This window comes from Campylobacter sp. RM15925, from assembly GCF_012978775.1.
Classification (GTDB): domain Bacteria; phylum Campylobacterota; class Campylobacteria; order Campylobacterales; family Campylobacteraceae; genus Campylobacter_A; species Campylobacter_A canis.
The window spans coordinates 32656-50738 of the sequence record NZ_LIWP01000011.1 but is presented as its reverse complement, the minus strand read 5'-3'; the positions used below and the strand labels follow the sequence as shown (position 1 = coordinate 50738).

Sequence of the window (18083 nt, the reverse complement as noted above, 5' to 3'; positions counted from 1 at the left end):
GTTGAAATTTGACACTTTTACTCCTTGATGGTTTTAATGTTATTATAAATCGTATCGGTTGGATTTTTAAAGATCACTTTGTCTTGCTTATCTACTTCTTCGACTATTTCGTTAAATAATCTATATTTATTCGCCCAAGCAAAAAATTCTCTGACATCTTGAAATTTCCCATTCGTATCAATACAATATTTCTCAAGGTGCCTTATCGGCATATCCACATAAAACGGTCTTTTTTTATTTATATTATCTCCGTCTATCCATCTTTGTTTATACCACAGATAAGTATTATAACACTCCTCATAAGCCCCCTTTAACTCCTCTTTAGTAGGTTGTCCTACTACATTGTATTTTAAAAGAAGCTCAAGCATACTCCCATGGTTTGGAATATCATCAAGTATGTGATATACCGAACGCTTTACATCGGAGCCCTCTTTAATGCCGGGCAAGCCATCGATAGGTTCTTTGCTTAGTTTTGGGACATATCCGCTTTCTAGTATCATTTGGGCTAGTTCAATGTAGTTGCAAGTTACAACATATTCCATAGGATTCATAGCATCTTTTGACTGATCATCTCTTACATAGTTATCTTGAAAGATAATCTTTATATCATCTCCGCTTATTATCAGTTTATCTATATTATTATAAAAAGGTGGAGTTATATAAAACTGAAGTGCCTTTATCTCATCAACCTTTACCCCGCTATCCAAAAGCAGTTTAGCTGTCTTAGTTGAGTTGTTTTCAATAGCATAAGCTAAAGGACTTAGCTTATATCTATCCGTTGCTCTTATATTAGCTCCTAAGTTTATAAGCTCTTTGGCAGTTATATCATCGTCATAAAATGAGCTATACATCAAAGGAGTAAGATTATATGTCATATTAAGATCTACGCTTAAGTTATTATCTCTTATAAAGTTTAAAACACCCTTTGTATCTTTAGCTTTTAAAAGAAGTCTTAGTTTTTTAAATGTCTCGTTTTCTGTTTGGTATTTATTTGAATACTGTATTTCATCATCTATATCCCAGTATCTAAATGCAAAGTCGTCTATCTCTTCTTGGGTTACATATTTAGCTAACTCGGAGTTTGGATCTATCTTGGTGTCTTGGGTTGTGGTGAAATTTGGCTTCTTTGAACTAAATTTAATATCAGAAAGATAAAAGATGGATATAAGAGCTATGATGGATATTGTAAGGGGGATTAGGATGTATCTAAAGTTATTCAAATTTATCTCCTTATTAATTTGTCAAATTTTAGCATAAAGGACGGTTTGCCTATCGGAAATTAACCGTTTGATTTAATTAAAACCCTTGCAAGATGATGGTGTATAGTTCGTTAACTTCCTCATCGCTTAGCAGGATGGTTGATTTATCTTTAAAAAGATGAGCTATTTTCTCCGCTTCAAAGCTAAAATTTCCCGAACAATGCGTATGAGACGGCAAAAATCCGCGAGTTAAAGATAGGCTATCTTCGATCGTTTCATCACAGATAAAGCAAGCAAGCTCGTCATGAAGTCTTCCTTCGTGCTCTAAAATTCGCACATAGCTTTCGATGATTAAGCGTTTTGGGTTTTGCTTTAGAAATCTCTGCGCACAAATTTCAGCTTGGTTAAAATATATCTCGTCTATATGCTCGACATCTTTTAAATGCGCGTAAAACAGGCGCATAAACTGTTGCCATATGAGCAGACGTTCGCGCACGACAAGCCAGTTAAAGCCAAGATGTAGCACGCTTCTAAGATGCGGGAGAAAATTTGCACTTTCGTTTAGCTCAAAATCTATCTTAAAGCCTTGCATGACACTAGCGTGGCGAGCTCCGTAGAATCGGTAGCACTTTATAAGCAGATCTTTTGTCAGGATATAGACGATAAGGTCTTCTTCTTTGGCTTTTTGCGTGTGGATTATGTAGCCTTGCATAATTTAAATTTTAAAGAAGTCTTCTATCTTTTCGCGCATTGTAAAAGCGTCGCTGATGCGGTTTATCTCGTCTCTAAATGCGCTTGCGCCATCTATGCCTTTTGAGTACTGGTGCAAGTGCTTGCGAAATATCGACACTCCGTGAGCGCCGTAGTGAGAGAGCATAGCGTCAAAGTGAGCTAGGATTATCTCGCGCTTTAGCTCGTTAGTTACGCTTTGGCCGCTTTTGATCTCGTGAAATACCCAAGGCTTGCCTATGCAGGCTCTGCCTATCATTATAGCGTCGCAATTTGTTAGTTTAAAAACCTGCTCGGCGTTTTTCTCGCTGATATCTCCGTTTGCGATTAGCGGAATTTTAACCGCACTTTTGGCTCTTGCTATAGCCTCATAATCAACTTTTGCCGTATATCCGCCAGCTCTTGTTCGCCCGTGAAAAGCTATATAATCAGCCCCTGCATCTTCAGCCGCTAAAGCTAAAATTTCAGGAATTTTCTCGTCAAATCCTAGCCTCATTTTAACGCTTAGCATATTTTTATTTGAAGTTTTTTTTATCGTTTCTACTATCTTTTTGAGATTATCTATATCTTTTAGAAGTGCCGAGCCTGCGCACTGCTTGATTACTTTTGGCACGGGACAGCCGCAGTTTAGGTCTATGCCGTCTATTCCTTCAAATTTATTTATAATCTCGACAGCTTTTTTGATGATCTCTCTATCGCTTCCTGCGATTTGAACGATATACGGAGTTTCTTCGGGGGATTTTTTAAGCATTTCAAGAGTCTTGTCCGAGCTTTCATAGACAAGTGCGTTTGCGCTTATCATCTCGCTAACCGTTACATCGCATCCAAAACGCTTAACCACGCTCCTTAAAGGCAGATCGGAAAAACCTGCCAAAGGAGCTAAAAAGATAGGCTTTAAGCTAAAGTCTATCATCTAAAGAGCAAATTTTCAGGCACTAGCTTGCCGTTTTCTCTAAGATACATCAAAATTTTGATGTTTTGATATTCGCTTGCGTCCGAATTTTCTGTGATTTCACGCACTTTATCAAGCATTTGAAACTCAAATAGCAGATACAAATACGCCTCTTCGGCATCGGCATGAGATGATTTTAGCTTCTCAAATATATTTATAAGAGCGTCAGGAGTTATCTTGCCTATCAGAATTTTTGCAGAGTTATTATACTGAGCTTTTGAAATTTTAAAGTTATCAAGAAGCTCGTAAATTTCATCATTGCTTATAACAATCTCATCTTTTACGAAGCGCTCAAGTAGAGTCATGGTCTCTTCTGCGCTCTTTGCGAAATTAAATTTCTTGATGTCTGCGAAACTGCCGGTTGTAATAAGCTTTTCATTGGCTTTTTTAGAAATTTCATCGTTTATCTCTTTGTAGTCTTTAAGCACATCAAGGAAATAGGTGGAATTTTTTTCTATTTTATTTAGCTCGTTTTGTATAAAGAGCGAATTTGTGCTTTGCAGTCTAAATTTCTTAAGATCGACAACTTCTCCATTTATTATGTTTTTTACTGTTTTTGCAACGCTTTCAAGCTCGTCGTCGCTAATAGCTTCGTCTTTGTGTTTGCTCCAAGGAGATAAAATTTTAGTAATTTGCGAAGGAGCTTTGTAAAGCTCTGTTTTAAAATCTTTATTTGTATCAAGCCCTAGCAAAACCTCTCTGGCAAGCTCTTTGTAAAGAGTTTCATCGCGTTTTATGGAGCGTTTAAACATATAAATTTCAAAGCCGTGATATGCGATATGTGCTATGCAAAGAATCGCAAAAAACGCCACCGGCAGTACTACCCAAAGCGCAAGCGGCATAGTAAACGAGTAGCCAAGAAGCCCGAAAGTATGATCAGAAGAGTCGATTGAATACACCAAAATGCCAAGTAAGACTATATATATCACGCTATATACTATAAAACGTCTTGTTTTCATGATGATTCCTTATTTTTTAGATGTTTTTTCCACTATCTCTCTGCAAACTATGCAGTATCTAGCGTGAGGTTTTACTTTAAGGCGAGCCAGACCTATATCTTCTTCGCACATCTCGCAAACACCGTAGGTTTTATTAAAAATTTTACTAAGCGCCAGATCTATCTCGATAAGCTCTTGTCTTTGTTGAGCGTTTATTGATTGCTCTATGAGTTGATCGGCATTTACCGAAGCGATATCGAATTCATCGCTTACGCCACTTCCTCTAAGCCCTGCGATCTCGTTGCTTGCATCGATTATATTTTTACTTATCTGTATCTTTCTCTCTTCTAAAAGTGCTTTAAAAAACTCTAAATCGTTTTTGCGCATCTATTTCCTTTACTTGTGATATGGGTGATTTGCATTTATGCAAAGCGCTCTGAAAATTTGCTCAAAGAGCATAAGTTTAGCTATCTTGTGAGCCATTGTCATAGAGCTCAGACTGATTACTTTGTCGGCTTTTTGCTTAAAATTTGAGCTTAATCCGTAAGCTCCGCCGATAAAAAGTGAAATTTGAGAGTTGTTGGCAAAAATTCTGGCAAATTCCTCGCTTTTCATCTGCTCTCCTCTTTCGTCAAGTGCGATACAAAAGCCCTTTAAATTTGGCTCATATGCTTCATCGTAAGCTTTTAACGACTCTTCTTTGCTTTTGCTTTGAGCTTTTGCGATTTTTTCGTTAAATATGACGGTATCGGTAATTTTGGCAAATTTAGACGACATCTTGATATACTCTTTTATCTCGCTTTCAAAGCTATCTTGCTTGGATTTTTGTATGGAAAATACCGAAATTTCCAAGCCTTATTCCTCCACCTCGTCCTCTTGCATTATCTGGGCATCTTGCGGTTGTTTTTGCTCGGGCTTGATATCCGTAAGTAGCCTAATCATATCGCCGATAAACTGCTTATGCTCTCTTCTTTCAACTATCGCATCTATAAGACCGTGCTCTAGTAAAAACTCAGATCTTTGAAATCCTTCAGGTAGATCAGAACCGATAGTTTGCTTTATAACTCTTTGACCCGCAAAGCCGATAAGTGCGCCAGGTTCGGCTATAATGATGTCGCCAAGCCACGCAAAGCTGGCACTAACTCCACCCATGGTAGGATCGGTAAGAATTGAAATGTAAGGGATTTTGGCTTCATCAAGCAGTTTTAACGCCGCTGAGGTTTTTGACATCTGCATTAAAGAAAATGTGCTTTCTTGCATTCTTGCGCCGCCTGAAGCGGAGATAATTATGAGCGGTTGCCTTTTATCCAGTGAGCGCTTGATGGCTCTTACTATCTTTTCGCCTTCAACCGAGCCAAGACTGCCACCCATAAAGCTAAAGTCAAAGACTACTAGTTGAGCGTCCATGCCGTCTATTTTGGCTTCACCGCATATCACGGCGCTACTTCTGCCTGTCTTTTCTTCGCTTTCGCTTATGCGCTTTTTATATGACTTCTTGTCCACGAATTTAAGAGGATCGACAGGTCTTAGCTCAGTATCAAATTCTACAAAGCTGCCTGCATCGCAGAGCATCTCTATCCTTCTTTCAGGCTTTAGGCGCATATGATAGCCGCATTTTGGGCATACGTTAAAGCACGCTTCAACCTCTTTATAATACATAAGCGAGTGGCAGCTATCGCATTTGATCCAGTGTGCAGGAGCTTCGCTCGGAGCTGATTGTTTTTTTCTGGTTTTGGAGAAAATATCTAAAAAGCTCATTTTTACCTACTTTATATATGAAAATTATGCGATTATATCCAAATTTAACATTGTGTTTGCTTATGTTTAAGTGTTTTAGGGTTGTTTTTATGTAAATTTAGAATGTTTGTAAAGTTGAAAGTGTAAATTTAAATTTGAGCAGCAAATTTTAATTTACCACTCAAAATATGTTTTGGCTTTTTTTATGTCTGAAATTTTGATTTTGAACTTTTGATCTTCGCATTCAAGCTCTATATCTTCGCTGTTTGCGGATAATAATTTGCCTTTTAGCTTCTTATTTTCGCTGCCTATTGTGGCTGAAATTTTGACTAGTTCCCCAACGCTTGTGATGAAGTGGCTTGGTTTTTCAAGTTTTCTTTCAAGTCCGGGACTGCTAACTTCAAGGTTGTAATTCCCGCTTATCGGAGGCTCTACGTCAAATATCGGAGATAGTAATCTAGAGACTTTTTCGCAATCATCCAAGCTTACTCCGCCTTGTTTTGTGATGTAAATTCTATAAATGGTTCTATCGTTTTCGTTTGCAACTTCAGTATCGTAAAGTTCTACACCGCACTCTTTTATTAATTTTTCAAGATTTTGCATTTTTGTTTAAATCCTTTGAAATTTTATCAAAAAGACTATCTATATGATTTTGATACTCCAGCCTATCGTCAAATTTGAAATGAAAATTCGGGCATCGATACCAGCCTTCAGCCGCCATACAGTGATTTTGCAGATATCTTGAAACTTTTTTTAGATGTTCTAAAACGTAAGCCTGCTCGTGCTCGTCAAAAGCCATCTTGTCAAGATATACAAATGCGTCGTATCTGCCCTTTTTGCACTCTACGTCCGTTACGCATAAACCACGCAAAATACTATCTTCAAGAGTGGCAAGAGCTTCAGGGATTAGCTCTTTAAGTACGCTTTGAGTTCTTAGTCGTTTTATCTCGGTCGGATTCATAGAGTGGCTTGTTCCTCTACTTCTTTAAAGCTTTCGATATAGTCGTTTTCTCTTATGTCGTTATAGCCTTCGATGCCAACACCGCATTCATAGCCTTTGGCTACCTCTTTAACATCATCTTTAAAGCGTTTTAGCGAGCTTACTGTGCCTTCATGAACGACTACGCCGTTTCTGATAAGTCTGATTTTAGCACCTCTGTTGATAGTGCCTTCGGTTACTAAGCAGCCTGCGATAGTACCGATTTTAGGTACATTGATAACTTGGCGAACCTGAGCCTGACCGAGCTGTTCTTCTCGAACGATCGGCGACATAAGACCTCCAAGAAGTGTTTTTATATCATCGAGTAGATTGTAAATTACGTTGTATGTTTTTATCTCGACTTTGCTCTCTTTGGCTTTGTCTTTTATCTCGCCTGTTGGACGGATGTTAAATCCTAAAATCACGCAGTTTTCACTTGCTTGAGCTAAGGCTACATCGCTTTGAGTTATACCGCCTACGCCTGAGTGTATGATATTTACTTTTATCTCGTCATTTCTAAGCTTTTCAAGACTTGCTTTAATAGCCTCAAGCGAACCTTGAACGTCGGCTTTTACGATAACAGGAAGTGTTTTTAACTCGCCTTCGGCTATCTTTTCGCTAAGCTCTTCGATAGTAACTTTCGTTGATTTTGAAAGCTCTTTTTGGCGTAAGTATTCGGCTTTTTTCTGAGCGTATTCTCGCGCCTCTTTATCTGTTTTTACGCTTATTAAAGTTTCACCGGCTTCCGGAATTTCGCTAAGTCCTATAATAACACCGCATTCTCCCGGTTTGATATCTTTTAAATTTCTACCTTTGTCATCAAGCAGGCTTCTTATCTTTCCGTAAGCAACGCCTGCTACAACAGTATCTCCAACTTTTAACGTACCGTTTTCAACGATGACGGTTGCGACCGAACCGCGACCTTTTTGTTGAGAGCTTTCTACGATAGTTGCTTTTGCATTAGCTTTTGCATTAGCCTTAAGCTCCAAAATTTCCGCTTGCAAAAGTACGATTTCAAGCAGATCTTCAACACCCATACCTGTTTTAGCAGATATCGGTACAAATTCATACGTTCCGCCCCAGTCGGTCGGGAGTATATCAAGATTTGCAAGCTCGGTTTTTACCATATCTGGATTTGCGGTTTCTTTATCCATTTTATTTATGGCGATTATAATAGGAACACCTGCTGCTTTTGCGTGACTTACAGCCTCTTTGGTCTGAGGTTTTACGCCGTCATCTGCTGCAACTACGATGATAACTATATCGGTTATCTTGGCTCCTCTTGCGCGCATAGCCGTAAATGCTTCGTGTCCCGGAGTGTCTATAAATGTGATATTTTTGCCGTTTTTATTTACCATATAAGCGCCGACGTGCTGAGTTATGCCGCCCGCTTCGCCCGATGCGACTCGTGAATTTCTAATGTAGTCAAGAAGCGAAGTTTTACCGTGATCAACGTGTCCCATGATCGTTATAACCGGAGCTCTTTCAGTTAAATTCGTATCATCGACTTGCTCTTCGTAAGCTTTTACGTAGTCAAATTCTTCTTGGGTATCTACGATATTTACTTCAATTCCAAATTCATCGGCTAGAATTTCGATCGCATCTTCATCCAAAAAGTCGTTTTTAGTAGTCATCATGCCTAGCATAAACAGCTTGCCGATGATTTCGCTTGGCTGTTTGTTTATCTTCTCTGCAAATTCATATACGCGAATCTCTTTTGGGATATTTACCGAGTCGATTATCTCTTTATTTGAGTTATCGCGCGATGACTTTTTGTGTTTCTTTCTTGGACGTCTGCCGATACCTTGCTCTAAAAATGAACCGATTGAGTTGTTTAACGCAGGTTTAAAGGTATTGGTTTGTTTGGTCTTTTGAGTAGGTTGAGGGGCTGGAGTTCTTACCGAAAAATCAGGCAATACCACTACATCTTCATCCTCTAAAACTATATCGCCAAGATCTCTGTCGCCGAGCAAATCAACTTTTTGAGCGCCGTCTTTTTTGGTTGCAATTACAGGCTTTTTCTCTTTTTTCTTCTTTTTTATGCTCTCGCCGTCGCTAAAAGCAAACATACTTTCTAAATTTCTAGCAGGCTCGCTCGGCTCTTTTACCTCTCTTGCAGGTTTTGGTGCAGGAGCTTCATCTCTTTTTTTCTTAACTATCATAAGCCCGCGTCTTTTTTGTAAGCTTACGTCAGCCAAGCTCTCTTTAGGTTGAGGAGCTGTTATAGGATCTTGTTTTGTAGCCTCCTTCTCTTTTGACTGTTCTTCGATCTCTTCTTTTGCCGCTACAGGCTCCGGTTTTTTAGGTTTTTGGCTCTTTGGGGCTTCTGTTTTTTTATCTTCACTCTTGTTTTCTTTTGGCTTTTCTTCTTTTTTAGTATCTTTTTTCTCTGTTTTACTTGTCTCTTTTTTTGTCTCTTTACTCTCTTTTGGCGCTTTTGATGCTGATTTTTTAGGCTCTGCTTTTTTCTTTTCGGGCTTTTGCTGAAAGCTTTCAGGAATTTCTCCCGTTTGAACAAAAGTATACAGCGCTTCAGCCTCTTCAGGCGTAACTCCGCTTGAGTGAGTTTTGACTTTTAGTCCTAGTTCGATAGCTTTTTCCAGCACCTCTTTGCTGCTGTAGCCAAGTTCATTTGCTATCTCTGAAATCCGAATATTCGCCATTTAAGAGTATCTCCTTTAAATTTTGCCCATTTTGCAGAGTAGCGATAAAATTCCCCGCCACTCTACCGAGCGATTTTTTTAAAATTTTCTCATCTTTTATCAAACAATCTTCACATATATAAAAGCTTCTACCGTTTCCTTTGCCATGAAAAAGTGAAGAGTCGATTATGCGGTATCTGCGTAAATTTGCTTGACTAAAGCGAGTTTTGCATACCGCACACATCCTGATAGGAATATAATTTTGAGTCATTATTATATCTTTTGTTTGCTTTTTTTTAGCTTTTTATTATAAATCCATGGTTGTCAAAGGATAAAATTTCAACTCTGAAGCTTTTGAATTTATCTTTTAACTTCTCTTTCAAATTTGATGCGTCATTTTTATAAGATATGTTTAGCATGGTTGAACCGCTTCCTGAAAGAGTGCTCATCAAAGCTCCGTTTTCATAGGCTGTTTTTCTTACGTCAAATAGCTCGGGAAGTGACTTCATCCTGATATCTTCATGCATCATATCTTTTGCCGCAACTTTTAAGAGCTCATATCTCTCTTCAAAAAAGCAAGCCGTCAAAAACGAAGCGTGAGCGAGATTATTTACGCATTCGCTCATAAGATAACTCTTAGGTAGCTTTGTGCGCGATTCTTTAGTGCTCATCGGTTTATCAGGAATCACTACAACGGCTTTTATATCATCTTTGATGAATTTCTTGATGTGCGCTACTTGATTTTTATTTACTACCGAACTTACAAATCCGCCAAGCGTTGCAGGAGCTATATTATCGGGATGATTTTCATAGATCAGCGCTTTATTTAAAATTATGTTTTTATCGACTTTAAATTCAGCTGTCGCATAAGCTGCCGCAATTGCTGAAGTTATAACCGCAGAAGAGCTGCCAAGGCCTCTTGAAAAAGGAATTTGGTTTTTAAAGATTATACGAAAAGTATCTTTTTTGCCTGTAAGTTCTGAGTAAATTTCGTTAAAAACGGATAAGAATAAGTTATTTTTTTTTAATTTTATATTATCCTCACCCTCTCCAAAAATCGCTATAGAAGAGAATTTAGCTCTCGTTACTTCAACCTCGTTATATAAGCTTAGTGCAAGCCCTAACGCGTCAAAACCGGGTCCTAAATTTGCACTTGTTGCAGGAACTTTTATGACCAAATTATCTCCTAAACCGCTTGAATTACGTAGTTTGGTAGAGTATCTAAATTTAGATTTAAAACATCTAAATTTAACGGCAATTCAAATTCTTTAGGCTCTGCTTTTTGAAGTAAAATTTTATCTCCTGTTTTTACGAAGCTTAAGGACTTGTTTGCTTTTATTGCTCCGTTTCCATTCAATTCAAATCCGCTTATAGCGTAAAATTCACACTCTTTAACCATGCTAAAAGTTTTTAAGACTATATAAGAGACTTTTGTCCCCATGAAACTTCCCGGTCCATTTGCGTAAATAATCTTTGAAATTTGTAATTTTTGCTCATTGGTAAGTTCATTAAGAATTTCGATAAGCGATTCGTCGGATTTTTTATCGCTTATCATTTTTTGTATGAATTTGCCGTCATTATCATAAATTCCGACGATAATCGGGGAGGATAGCGCAACTACGAGAATTTGGATATGTTTTATGCAAATACCTTTTGATATTCAAGTGCCAAATCACCTTTAAGAGTAACAATCTCATAGTTTTTAACATCGCTTAAAATAGCTACGGTTAATTCGTGATTTAGCTCATGGCTTCCGGCAAATGAAGTATAATCAGCCATCAAGGGCGCTCCTATAAGGCTTAAGTCGCCGATCGCATCAAGAATTTTGTGGCGCACGAATTCGTTTTCAAATCTAAGGCCTTCAGGATTTAGTATGCGAGTATCATCGATTACTACGGCATTATCTAAGCTTCCGCCTAGGGCAAGGTTGTTTGCTCGAAGCATCTGGACATCTTTTAAAAATCCAAAAGTCCTCGCTCTTGCAATCTCTTCTATAAAAGAACTTTTGCTAAATTCAAAAACATATCTTTGTTCGCCTATAATTGGGTGATCAAATTTGATAGTAAAGTCAAATTTAGGATTTTTTGACGGAGTTACTTTGGCAAATTTTTCGCCTTTTGTTACTTTAACCTCTTTTTTGATGATTATGGCGCGCTTGTGATCTTCAAGCTTTTGAATTCCCGCTTCATCAAGCATCATGCAGTAGCTGATCGCGCTTCCGTCCATTACTGGCACTTCGTTGGCGTCAAGAACTATGCGGATGTTGTCTATGCCGTACCCGCTAATAGCGCTTAATAAGTGCTCGATCGTTGATATATAGCCCTCTTTTCCCCCTATGACCGTTGCCATTTGAGTATTGATCACGTTTTTCGGTTCTGCTTTGTAGCTAACGCCAAGATCTTTTCTATAAAAAACTATGCCCGTATTTGCGCTTGTTGGCTCTAGCGTTATTTTTATTGGCTCGCCTTTATGAAGCCCGATACCGACGCTTTCAACAGCTCTTTTTATCGTTGTTTGTTGCAAAATTTTCCCTTAAAATTCATAAAATTTTTTCTAATTATACATATTTTTGGTAACAAATTCTAGTTATTTGCCACTTATCATTTTTTTTGCCGAATTTAGCACGCCCGAAACGTTATCTTTCATCCAGCCCGTATCCATCCATTCTTCAGGTCTTACCTCTATGCCTTGCACTATCATTCCAAAATGCAAATGATCTCCCATTGCAAGCCCGCTAACTCCCGTTGTGCCTATTATATCGCCGGCTTTTACTTCATCGCCTATTTTTACCGTCAAAGAGGTGCAGTGTCCGTAAAGCGAAAATACGCCAAATCCGTGATTTATGATCACGTTTTGTCCGTAGATACCGTTTTCTCCTGCAAATTCTACTATGCCGTCGTTGCTTGAAACTATGTTTGCTCGTTGGGTAGAAGCAAGATCTATTCCCATGTGCCAAGATTCGCTTATCTCTTGATCGCCTAAGGTATAGTATCTATGATCGCCGAAGCTCGCTACCGCCTTGCCGTTTTTAAGCGGGTAGAATTTCTTAAGACCAAATTCGCTTATCGTATCGGTTGAAATTTTAGACGTAGCGTCGGCTATGAGCTTTTCATTCGCCGCTCTTAGGGTTTCGTTTACGAATTTCATCTTTTCTACGTTTGACATGCTTTCATAATCTTTTGCGTATTGTTGCGCAAGATCTGGGATTTTTTCATTTAAAAATCTATTTTGATTATCCAGTTTTATTTTAGAAACGCGGTAGCTTCGGTTTTGGTAAAAAAACCTTATCTTGCTTCTGCTTTCGTTTCCTGCAAGATCAACCGCTACCACATCGGCGCTAAATGAACTTTCATCTACCGGCCAAGCCACTAAAGACGCGTAGTGATCGTCTTGATAAAATTTGGTAGGTATGAATTTTTTGCCGAAATTTGACTCGATATAGACATCTTTTAATCTCTCGTCATTTGCCTTAAATACGACTGTGGCGGTGCCCCCTTTGTTTATCGCGTAGGAGTGATTTAGGATGTGAAGATTGGGTTTTTTGCTATCTACCGTTACTTTTACCTCTTTGCTCTCCTTGTTGCCAAAGAAAAAGCCCCATCTGCTCGTATCTACGGCTTCAAATTTGAGAGTATAAAGATCTTTTTGCGCGGCAAATCCCGTCTTTGGAAAAGTTATATTCAGATCAAGCGAACCGATTGGAGCGTCAAATTTTTGATTTGACAAGACTATATCGTTTGCTCCGTCATTCATAACTATTTTTACTGATTTTACGGCAACGTTGTCGGTTATCTTAACCTGCAAAGGGGATTTTAGATTCCAATAAATTTCATCTTCAATACCGATTTGTGGAGCTTCTCGCTCAAACGTATTTGATGTAAAAAGCAAAAATCCGCTTACCGCAAGCAAAACGACAATAATGCCGTAAGCTATAAAATTTGAATTTCTTCCGCGTCTTCTCATAAATTTTCCTAATTTTAATTTTTGCTGAATTTTACTAAAAAGCTATAAATTTCAAGTAAATTTATAAAATTTCGCGTATCTTTCTGGCTTCGCTCATCCAATCTCTAAGCTCGTCCCACCTCTCTTCGCGCACCAAATTTTCGCACACGGCAAGTTCGTCTTTAAACATTTCAATAGAGCTTATTAGATTGTCTTTGTTTTGCTTAAATATATCACTCCACATTACGGGCGAGCTTTTAGCGATTCTTATCATTCCGTTAAAACCCGTGCCACTAAGGGCGATGATGTTTTTTTTGTTCTCTTTTTTTAAAACTCCTGCCGCAAGCGAGAAGCTTATGGCGTGAGGAAGGTGAGAGATAAGCCCTACGTGGTGATCGTGCTCTTTTGCACCCATAAATATAATCTTCATTCCAAGGTGAGAAAATAGCTCGACTGATCTTTTTACATGTTTTTCGCTACTCTCTTTAAAATCACAAATGGCAACAACCGCTCCGTTAAAAAGCCCTGAAAATGCAGCCGTAGGACCTGAATATTCAGTGCCCGCCATAGGGTGAGCCGGGACGAAATTCGCTCTTATCTTTTCAGGAACCGCTTCTATGATCTTTTGTTTTGTACTTCCAAGATCGATTATGGTTGTATTTTCGTCTATGTCTTCAAATTCTTTTACTATATTGATTATCGCTTCGACAGGGATTGCAAGAAATATGATATCACACTTCTTTTTCATCTCTTCAAGAGATAAAATTTCATGCACAAGGCCTAGCTCCAGAGCCTTTCTTTCGTGCTCTTTGCTTATATCAAGACCGCTAACGCAAGAGATTAGCTTTTCGTTTTTAAGACAGAGTCCAAGCGAGCCTCCGATAAGCCCAAGCCCTATAATTCCGATTTTCATAGTGTTGCCTTTATGAAATTATTAAATTTATATTGTTTAAAATTAAAATGTGTTATTATACCGCCTAATACTCATTTTTAGGTTAAATTCAATGAAAAAAAGCGTTTTTTTACTACTTGCTGCGGTATGTTTTAGCGGCGCTACCGAGATAAAGTCTATAAATTTTAAGGGTCTTTTGCATCTTTCTCCTGAAGTTGCCAAGGAGATCATGGGGCTTAGAGTGGGCGATGTGCTGACTGGCGATAGCACCGATAGAGCCATATCAAATTTATTTAGGCAAAATTATTTTGATGATATTTATATCGAGGAGAGCAACGGCGATATCCTTGTAGTGGTGAAAGAAAAACCAAGCATAGCAAGACTTGATATAAAAGGCGTCGTTACAAACGATAAAACGGCGATAGACGGACTTATCGGCATAAAACAAGGTCATATGTATGACGAGCTTGCCATAAATAGAGCCAAAGAGCGTATCAGGCAGTATTACGAGTCAAAGGGGTATTTTGATACCGTTATAGACGTGAAAAAAGAGCCGGTTGCGGGAAGCGAGAGTAGCCTCTTTGTAACTCTTAATATCAACCGTGGCGAAAATATGATAATCCAAAAGGTAAATTTAATAGGCGCTAAGGTTTTTGATTACGGCGATATAGAGCCTGTCGTAGCCAATAAGCAGCGTGAATTTATGGGTTGGATGTGGGGCAGAAACGACGGTAAGGTTAAGCTCTTTGAACTGCCTAACGACTCTGCGAGAATTCAAGATAAATACTTCCAAAAAGGCTATTTGGACGCTACGGTTTCAACTCCTTATCTTAACGCCTATATGGATAACTATATGGCGGATCTTACTTACTACGTAACCGAAGGAGAGCCATATACCGTATCAAATGTGAGTATAGAGGCGCCTGATTTTCTTGAGCTTGACGAAAGAGAAGTGGTTAAGAAATTTAAGCTTGAAGCCGGAGATAGAATGAATTCGGCTCGCTTAAGATCAGATATCCAAAAGCTTGAAAATATGATAGCCGATCAGGGCTATGCGTTTGTAAGAGTTATACCTCAGACGTTCAAAAATTCAGACGAGCATACGGTTGATATTACTTACGAAGTAGTTCCCGGAGATAAAGCATATATAAGAAACGTGCAAATTTCAGGAAATGACAGAACTATCGATAGGGTAGTAAGAAGAGAGATGTATCTTACCGAAGGAAATTTGTATAATAGAACCGATCTTGAAGATAGCAAGTCAGCACTTAAAAGAACGAGTTATTTTGAAGATGTCGAGATAAAAGAAGAAAGAGTCGGCGTAAATGAAGTTGATCTTTTGGTAGATGTTAAAGAGGCTTCAACAGGCTCTATAAGTGGCGGTATAGGATATGGAAGCTCGGACGGATTGCTATTAAATGCAAGCGTTTCTGACACCAACGTCTTTGGTTCAGGACTAAAGGGTGTTATAAGCGTAGATAGAAGCGATAATGAGCTCTCAGGTCAGATAGGACTTACAAATCCTAGAATTTTTGATTCGGAATACAGCCTTGGCGGCACGCTTTATGCCAATGACTACGATTGGAATAACTATAAAGAGAAATCATACGGTTTTACTACTACGCTTGGTAGAAAGATCACTAGAAATTTAAGTGCTTCACTTTCTTATGTTATAGAACAAAGCGACATCAAAGGACTTAGCGAAACTCTTCTTAGAACCGGCTACAGAGAGGGTAAAAGCATAAAGAGCGCTTTAATACCTGCTTTAAGCTATAATAGCACCGATGATTATTACCTTCCTAGAAAGGGCATCATGGCAAGCACCAGTCTTGAATTCGCTGGCGTTGGCGGAGATGAGAAATTTTTAAAGAGCAGAACGAATTTTAACTGGTATTTAGGCTTAAGAGAGTGGATTGATTATGATCTTATCCTAAGATACAAAGCAAGCTTTGGCAAAATTTGGGATAGAGGCTATGTGCCTATCAACGAAAAGCTTTATCTAGGCGGCATCAGAAACCTGCGCGGATATGATTCGAGAACGGTTACTCCGAAAAATGCTTATGGCGATGAGATCGGTGGCGGAATTTCATTTAACAACTCCGCAGAACTTAGCTTTCCTTTGATAGACCGCGTTAAAATGCGTGGATTTGGCTTCTTTGACTACGGCAAGATAGGCGAAAGCAGCTTAAACGAGATAACAAGATATAGTGCAGGTGGCGGCATAGAGTGGATTACGCCTATAGGTCCTTTGCAGCTGATATTTGCTAAACCGATAGGCAAAAAGCCTGGAGATAAGACGAGTACGTTTGAATTTACCATCGGCCAAAGATTTTAAAATTTTTGTGAGCTCTTTTTAATGAGTTTGAAAATTTAAATCGGTGATAGGTTATTTGCCTTATCTTGATTTAAATTTTCTTCACGGCATTAAAAATTTTCTCATGATATTTTCGCTTAAATTTTGATTATCTCAAATTCTTGGACTATCAATGATAAACGATGAATTTTATATGTCTCTTGCTATAAAAAAGGCTTGGAAATTTCAGCTTTTAACCTATCCAAACCCGGCTGTAGGGTGTGTTATACTAGATAAAAACGGACGAATTTTAGCTATAGAAGCTCATAAAAAAGCAGGCTTTTTACATGCCGAACCTTTAGCTGTATTTTTTGCACTTTGTACCCTCAATAAAGATTTTTTAGCTAAATTTTTAAGAGAGTATAACCGCGAGTTTAACTTAAATTTTAGCGATATTTTAGATCTTGAAAATGCCGATTTAGAGCCCAAATTTACTTACGAATTTATACTTAAAAACCACGATAATTTATTAGAGCATGCTAAGGCTTACGTTACTCTTGAGCCATGCTCTCACGAGGGCAAAACCCCATCTTGCGCAAATTTGCTAAAAGAGCTTAGGTTTAGCGAAGTTATCATCGCAAGAATAGATGAAAACAAAATCGCTTCCGGCGGTGCTGAAATTTTAAAAGCTAGCGGAATAAAAGTAAAATTTGGCGTTTTAAAAGAGGCTGCAGATGAACTTATAGAGCCTTTTTTAGCTTGGCAAAGCGGAAATTTTAGCTTTTTTAAACTCGCCCTTAGCGCAAACGGAGTAACAAGTGGAGGAATAATATCAAACGAACTTAGCAGAACTCATTCCCATAAGCTTAGAAGCGTGTGCGGTATGTTGGTAATCGGCGGAAATACGGTTAGGATCGATCGCCCTACGCTTGATACTAGACTTATCTCAAATGGCAAAAATCCTGATATTTTGATATATTCAAGAGATAAAAATTTCGATAAAAGCATCCCTCTTTTTAATGTTAAAAACCGCAATGTTGAGATTTCAGATAGCTTGGAAAATGCTTTTAAAAAGCCTTTGGTAATGTTTGAGGGTGGAGAAAATTTCTTAAAAAATCTTGACGAGCGTGTTAAATGGATTTTGATATATCAATCAAGCGAGTTTAAAAACGCGCCTAATGCAAGGCTAAATTTAAAATTAAAAAAGCTTTTTAGCTCAAATTTTGCAAGCGACAGCTATACTTGGCTTAAAAGAATTTGACCTCTATATTTTAGCCTGCAAAAATCAATCGTAGTAATCTTTCTTTATATAAATTTACGTTTTTAAGATTTTGTAAGAATACGCAAAATGTATTTTAATCTTTAAACTCAACTATTTTATTTCTAGCTTGATTTTTATACCATATGAGTTCATAATGCTTTTGGCGGTAAGACTTTACTTAGATTGTATAACAAACAACTATTTATTTATACTGATAAATTAAATTAAATAATAAAGAATTAAATTAAGTAAAATTGATTATGTGGTCTAAAATGACGAATTTGTAAGGTCTGAGACTACACGGGAAGGGAAAGAAAGGGAAGGGATGTTTTGTCTCAGACCCACAATATAATTATATAAATTTAAAATTTAAAATTAGTTTATTTATTATTATTTTTTATTTTATCTTTATAATTATCAAAAATTATTAATTAAATATATTTGGCACGATTGTTATTGCAAATAAAAAAGCAATCACTATACACGCTTTTCCTATTCAGTTTTATATGGCTACAAAAC

18 protein-coding genes are annotated in these 18083 nt (G+C 37.9%); 2 read left to right on the top strand and 16 right to left on the bottom strand.

Going from position 1 to position 18083, the window contains the following annotated elements; genetic code table 11:
• Positions 1 to 17 precede the first annotated feature (17 nt).
• The 16 genes from CDOM15925_RS07595 to CDOM15925_RS07520 form a co-directional block, all read right to left on the bottom strand.
• Positions 18 to 1220: an ankyrin repeat domain-containing protein gene (locus tag CDOM15925_RS07595; RefSeq protein WP_169942745.1), complete on the bottom strand. Its 1203-nt coding sequence runs from the start codon at positions 1218 to 1220 to the stop codon at positions 18 to 20.
• Positions 1221 to 1296: 76 nt separating this feature from the next.
• Complete coding sequence (gene recO, locus CDOM15925_RS07590) at positions 1297 to 1911, bottom strand: recombination protein RecO (protein ID WP_169942742.1); 615 nt, start codon at positions 1909 to 1911, stop codon at positions 1297 to 1299.
• Positions 1912 to 1914: 3 nt separating this feature from the next.
• Complete coding sequence (locus CDOM15925_RS07585) at positions 1915 to 2841, bottom strand: tRNA dihydrouridine synthase (RefSeq protein WP_169942740.1); 927 nt, start codon at positions 2839 to 2841, stop codon at positions 1915 to 1917.
• Positions 2838 to 3839 carry a LapA family protein gene (locus CDOM15925_RS07580; protein ID WP_169942738.1) on the bottom strand — a complete coding sequence of 334 codons (1002 nt, stop codon included), beginning with the start codon at positions 3837 to 3839 and terminating at the stop codon, positions 2838 to 2840. Before CDOM15925_RS07580 ends, CDOM15925_RS07585 begins: the two co-directional genes overlap by 4 nt.
• Before the next feature lie 9 nt (positions 3840 to 3848).
• The gene (gene dksA, locus CDOM15925_RS07575) at positions 3849 to 4205 is read right to left on the bottom strand and encodes an RNA polymerase-binding protein DksA (protein ID WP_169942736.1); all 357 of its coding nucleotides are present in this window, start codon (positions 4203 to 4205) and stop codon (positions 3849 to 3851) included.
• A 9-nt stretch (positions 4206 to 4214) separates the two neighbouring features.
• Positions 4215 to 4670, bottom strand: a complete 456-nt coding sequence (locus CDOM15925_RS07570) for a 23S rRNA (pseudouridine(1915)-N(3))-methyltransferase RlmH (protein ID WP_169942734.1) — start codon at positions 4668 to 4670, stop codon at positions 4215 to 4217.
• Between the two features lie 3 nt (positions 4671 to 4673).
• Positions 4674 to 5576 carry an acetyl-CoA carboxylase, carboxyltransferase subunit beta gene (accD, locus tag CDOM15925_RS07565; protein WP_169942712.1) on the bottom strand — a complete coding sequence of 301 codons (903 nt, stop codon included), beginning with the start codon at positions 5574 to 5576 and terminating at the stop codon, positions 4674 to 4676.
• Between the two features lie 153 nt (positions 5577 to 5729).
• Positions 5730 to 6158 (bottom strand): ribosome maturation factor RimP, encoded by a 429-nt coding sequence (gene rimP / locus CDOM15925_RS07560; RefSeq protein ID WP_169942710.1) that lies wholly within the window; start codon positions 6156 to 6158, stop codon positions 5730 to 5732.
• On the bottom strand, positions 6145 to 6516 hold the full coding sequence (rbfA, locus tag CDOM15925_RS07555; protein ID WP_169942707.1) for a 30S ribosome-binding factor RbfA: 372 nt from the start codon (positions 6514 to 6516) through the stop codon (positions 6145 to 6147). Before rbfA ends, rimP begins: the two co-directional genes overlap by 14 nt.
• Entirely contained in the window at positions 6513 to 9197 is a 2685-nt protein-coding gene (infB, locus tag CDOM15925_RS07550; protein ID WP_169942705.1) for a translation initiation factor IF-2, read from the bottom strand. Before infB ends, rbfA begins: the two co-directional genes overlap by 4 nt.
• Positions 9163 to 9447, bottom strand: coding sequence for a YlxR family protein (locus CDOM15925_RS07545; RefSeq protein WP_169942704.1), 285 nt, complete (start codon positions 9445 to 9447; stop codon positions 9163 to 9165). Before CDOM15925_RS07545 ends, infB begins: the two co-directional genes overlap by 35 nt.
• A 25-nt stretch (positions 9448 to 9472) precedes the next feature.
• On the bottom strand, positions 9473 to 10354 hold the full coding sequence (thrB, locus tag CDOM15925_RS07540) for a homoserine kinase (protein WP_169942702.1): 882 nt from the start codon (positions 10352 to 10354) through the stop codon (positions 9473 to 9475).
• An 8-nt stretch (positions 10355 to 10362) separates the two neighbouring features.
• On the bottom strand, positions 10363 to 10731 hold the full coding sequence (locus CDOM15925_RS07535) for a glycoprotease (protein ID WP_169942700.1): 369 nt from the start codon (positions 10729 to 10731) through the stop codon (positions 10363 to 10365).
• 83 nt (positions 10732 to 10814) lie between these two features.
• On the bottom strand, positions 10815 to 11699 hold the full coding sequence (lpxC, locus tag CDOM15925_RS07530; RefSeq protein ID WP_169942698.1) for a UDP-3-O-acyl-N-acetylglucosamine deacetylase: 885 nt from the start codon (positions 11697 to 11699) through the stop codon (positions 10815 to 10817).
• 63 nt (positions 11700 to 11762) lie between these two features.
• Complete coding sequence (gene pgp6, locus CDOM15925_RS07525; protein WP_169942696.1) at positions 11763 to 13139, bottom strand: peptidoglycan metallopeptidase Pgp6; 1377 nt, start codon at positions 13137 to 13139, stop codon at positions 11763 to 11765.
• A 61-nt stretch (positions 13140 to 13200) separates the two neighbouring features.
• The gene (locus CDOM15925_RS07520) at positions 13201 to 14031 is read right to left on the bottom strand and encodes a prephenate dehydrogenase (RefSeq protein WP_169942694.1); all 831 of its coding nucleotides are present in this window, start codon (positions 14029 to 14031) and stop codon (positions 13201 to 13203) included.
• Positions 14032 to 14122: 91 nt separating this feature from the next.
• Between CDOM15925_RS07520 and bamA the strand changes: the two genes are divergently transcribed.
• Together bamA and ribD are read left to right on the top strand one after the other, a co-directional pair.
• Positions 14123 to 16345 carry an outer membrane protein assembly factor BamA gene (bamA, locus tag CDOM15925_RS07515; protein WP_169942692.1) on the top strand — a complete coding sequence of 741 codons (2223 nt, stop codon included), beginning with the start codon at positions 14123 to 14125 and terminating at the stop codon, positions 16343 to 16345.
• A 151-nt stretch (positions 16346 to 16496) separates the two neighbouring features.
• On the top strand, positions 16497 to 17564 hold the full coding sequence (gene ribD / locus CDOM15925_RS07510; protein WP_169942690.1) for a bifunctional diaminohydroxyphosphoribosylaminopyrimidine deaminase/5-amino-6-(5-phosphoribosylamino)uracil reductase RibD: 1068 nt from the start codon (positions 16497 to 16499) through the stop codon (positions 17562 to 17564).
• The last annotated feature ends 519 nt before the right edge of the window (positions 17565 to 18083 follow it).

Bases quoted from the DNA above. Each gene is read 5' to 3' on its own strand.
- recO (WP_169942742.1), bottom strand. From the start codon at position 1,911: ATGCAAGGCTACATAATCCACACGCAAAAAGCCAAAGAAGAAGACCTT.
- CDOM15925_RS07585 (WP_169942740.1), bottom strand. From the start codon at position 2,841: ATGATAGACTTTAGCTTAAAGCCTATCTTTTTAGCTCCTTTGGCAGGT.
- CDOM15925_RS07580 (WP_169942738.1), bottom strand. From the start codon at position 3,839: ATGAAAACAAGACGTTTTATAGTATATAGCGTGATATATATAGTCTTA.
- dksA (WP_169942736.1), bottom strand. From the start codon at position 4,205: ATGCGCAAAAACGATTTAGAGTTTTTTAAAGCACTTTTAGAAGAGAGA.
- accD (WP_169942712.1), bottom strand. From the start codon at position 5,576: ATGAGCTTTTTAGATATTTTCTCCAAAACCAGAAAAAAACAATCAGCT.
- rimP (WP_169942710.1), bottom strand. From the start codon at position 6,158: ATGCAAAATCTTGAAAAATTAATAAAAGAGTGCGGTGTAGAACTTTAC.
- rbfA (WP_169942707.1), bottom strand. From the start codon at position 6,516: ATGAATCCGACCGAGATAAAACGACTAAGAACTCAAAGCGTACTTAAA.
- infB (WP_169942705.1), bottom strand. From the start codon at position 9,197: ATGGCGAATATTCGGATTTCAGAGATAGCAAATGAACTTGGCTACAGC.
- CDOM15925_RS07545 (WP_169942704.1), bottom strand. From the start codon at position 9,447: ATGACTCAAAATTATATTCCTATCAGGATGTGTGCGGTATGCAAAACT.
- CDOM15925_RS07535 (WP_169942700.1), bottom strand. From the start codon at position 10,731: ATGATAAGCGATAAAAAATCCGACGAATCGCTTATCGAAATTCTTAAT.
- pgp6 (WP_169942696.1), bottom strand. From the start codon at position 13,139: ATGAGAAGACGCGGAAGAAATTCAAATTTTATAGCTTACGGCATTATT.
- CDOM15925_RS07520 (WP_169942694.1), bottom strand. From the start codon at position 14,031: ATGAAAATCGGAATTATAGGGCTTGGGCTTATCGGAGGCTCGCTTGGA.
- bamA (WP_169942692.1), top strand. From the start codon at position 14,123: ATGAAAAAAAGCGTTTTTTTACTACTTGCTGCGGTATGTTTTAGCGGC.
- ribD (WP_169942690.1), top strand. From the start codon at position 16,497: ATGATAAACGATGAATTTTATATGTCTCTTGCTATAAAAAAGGCTTGG.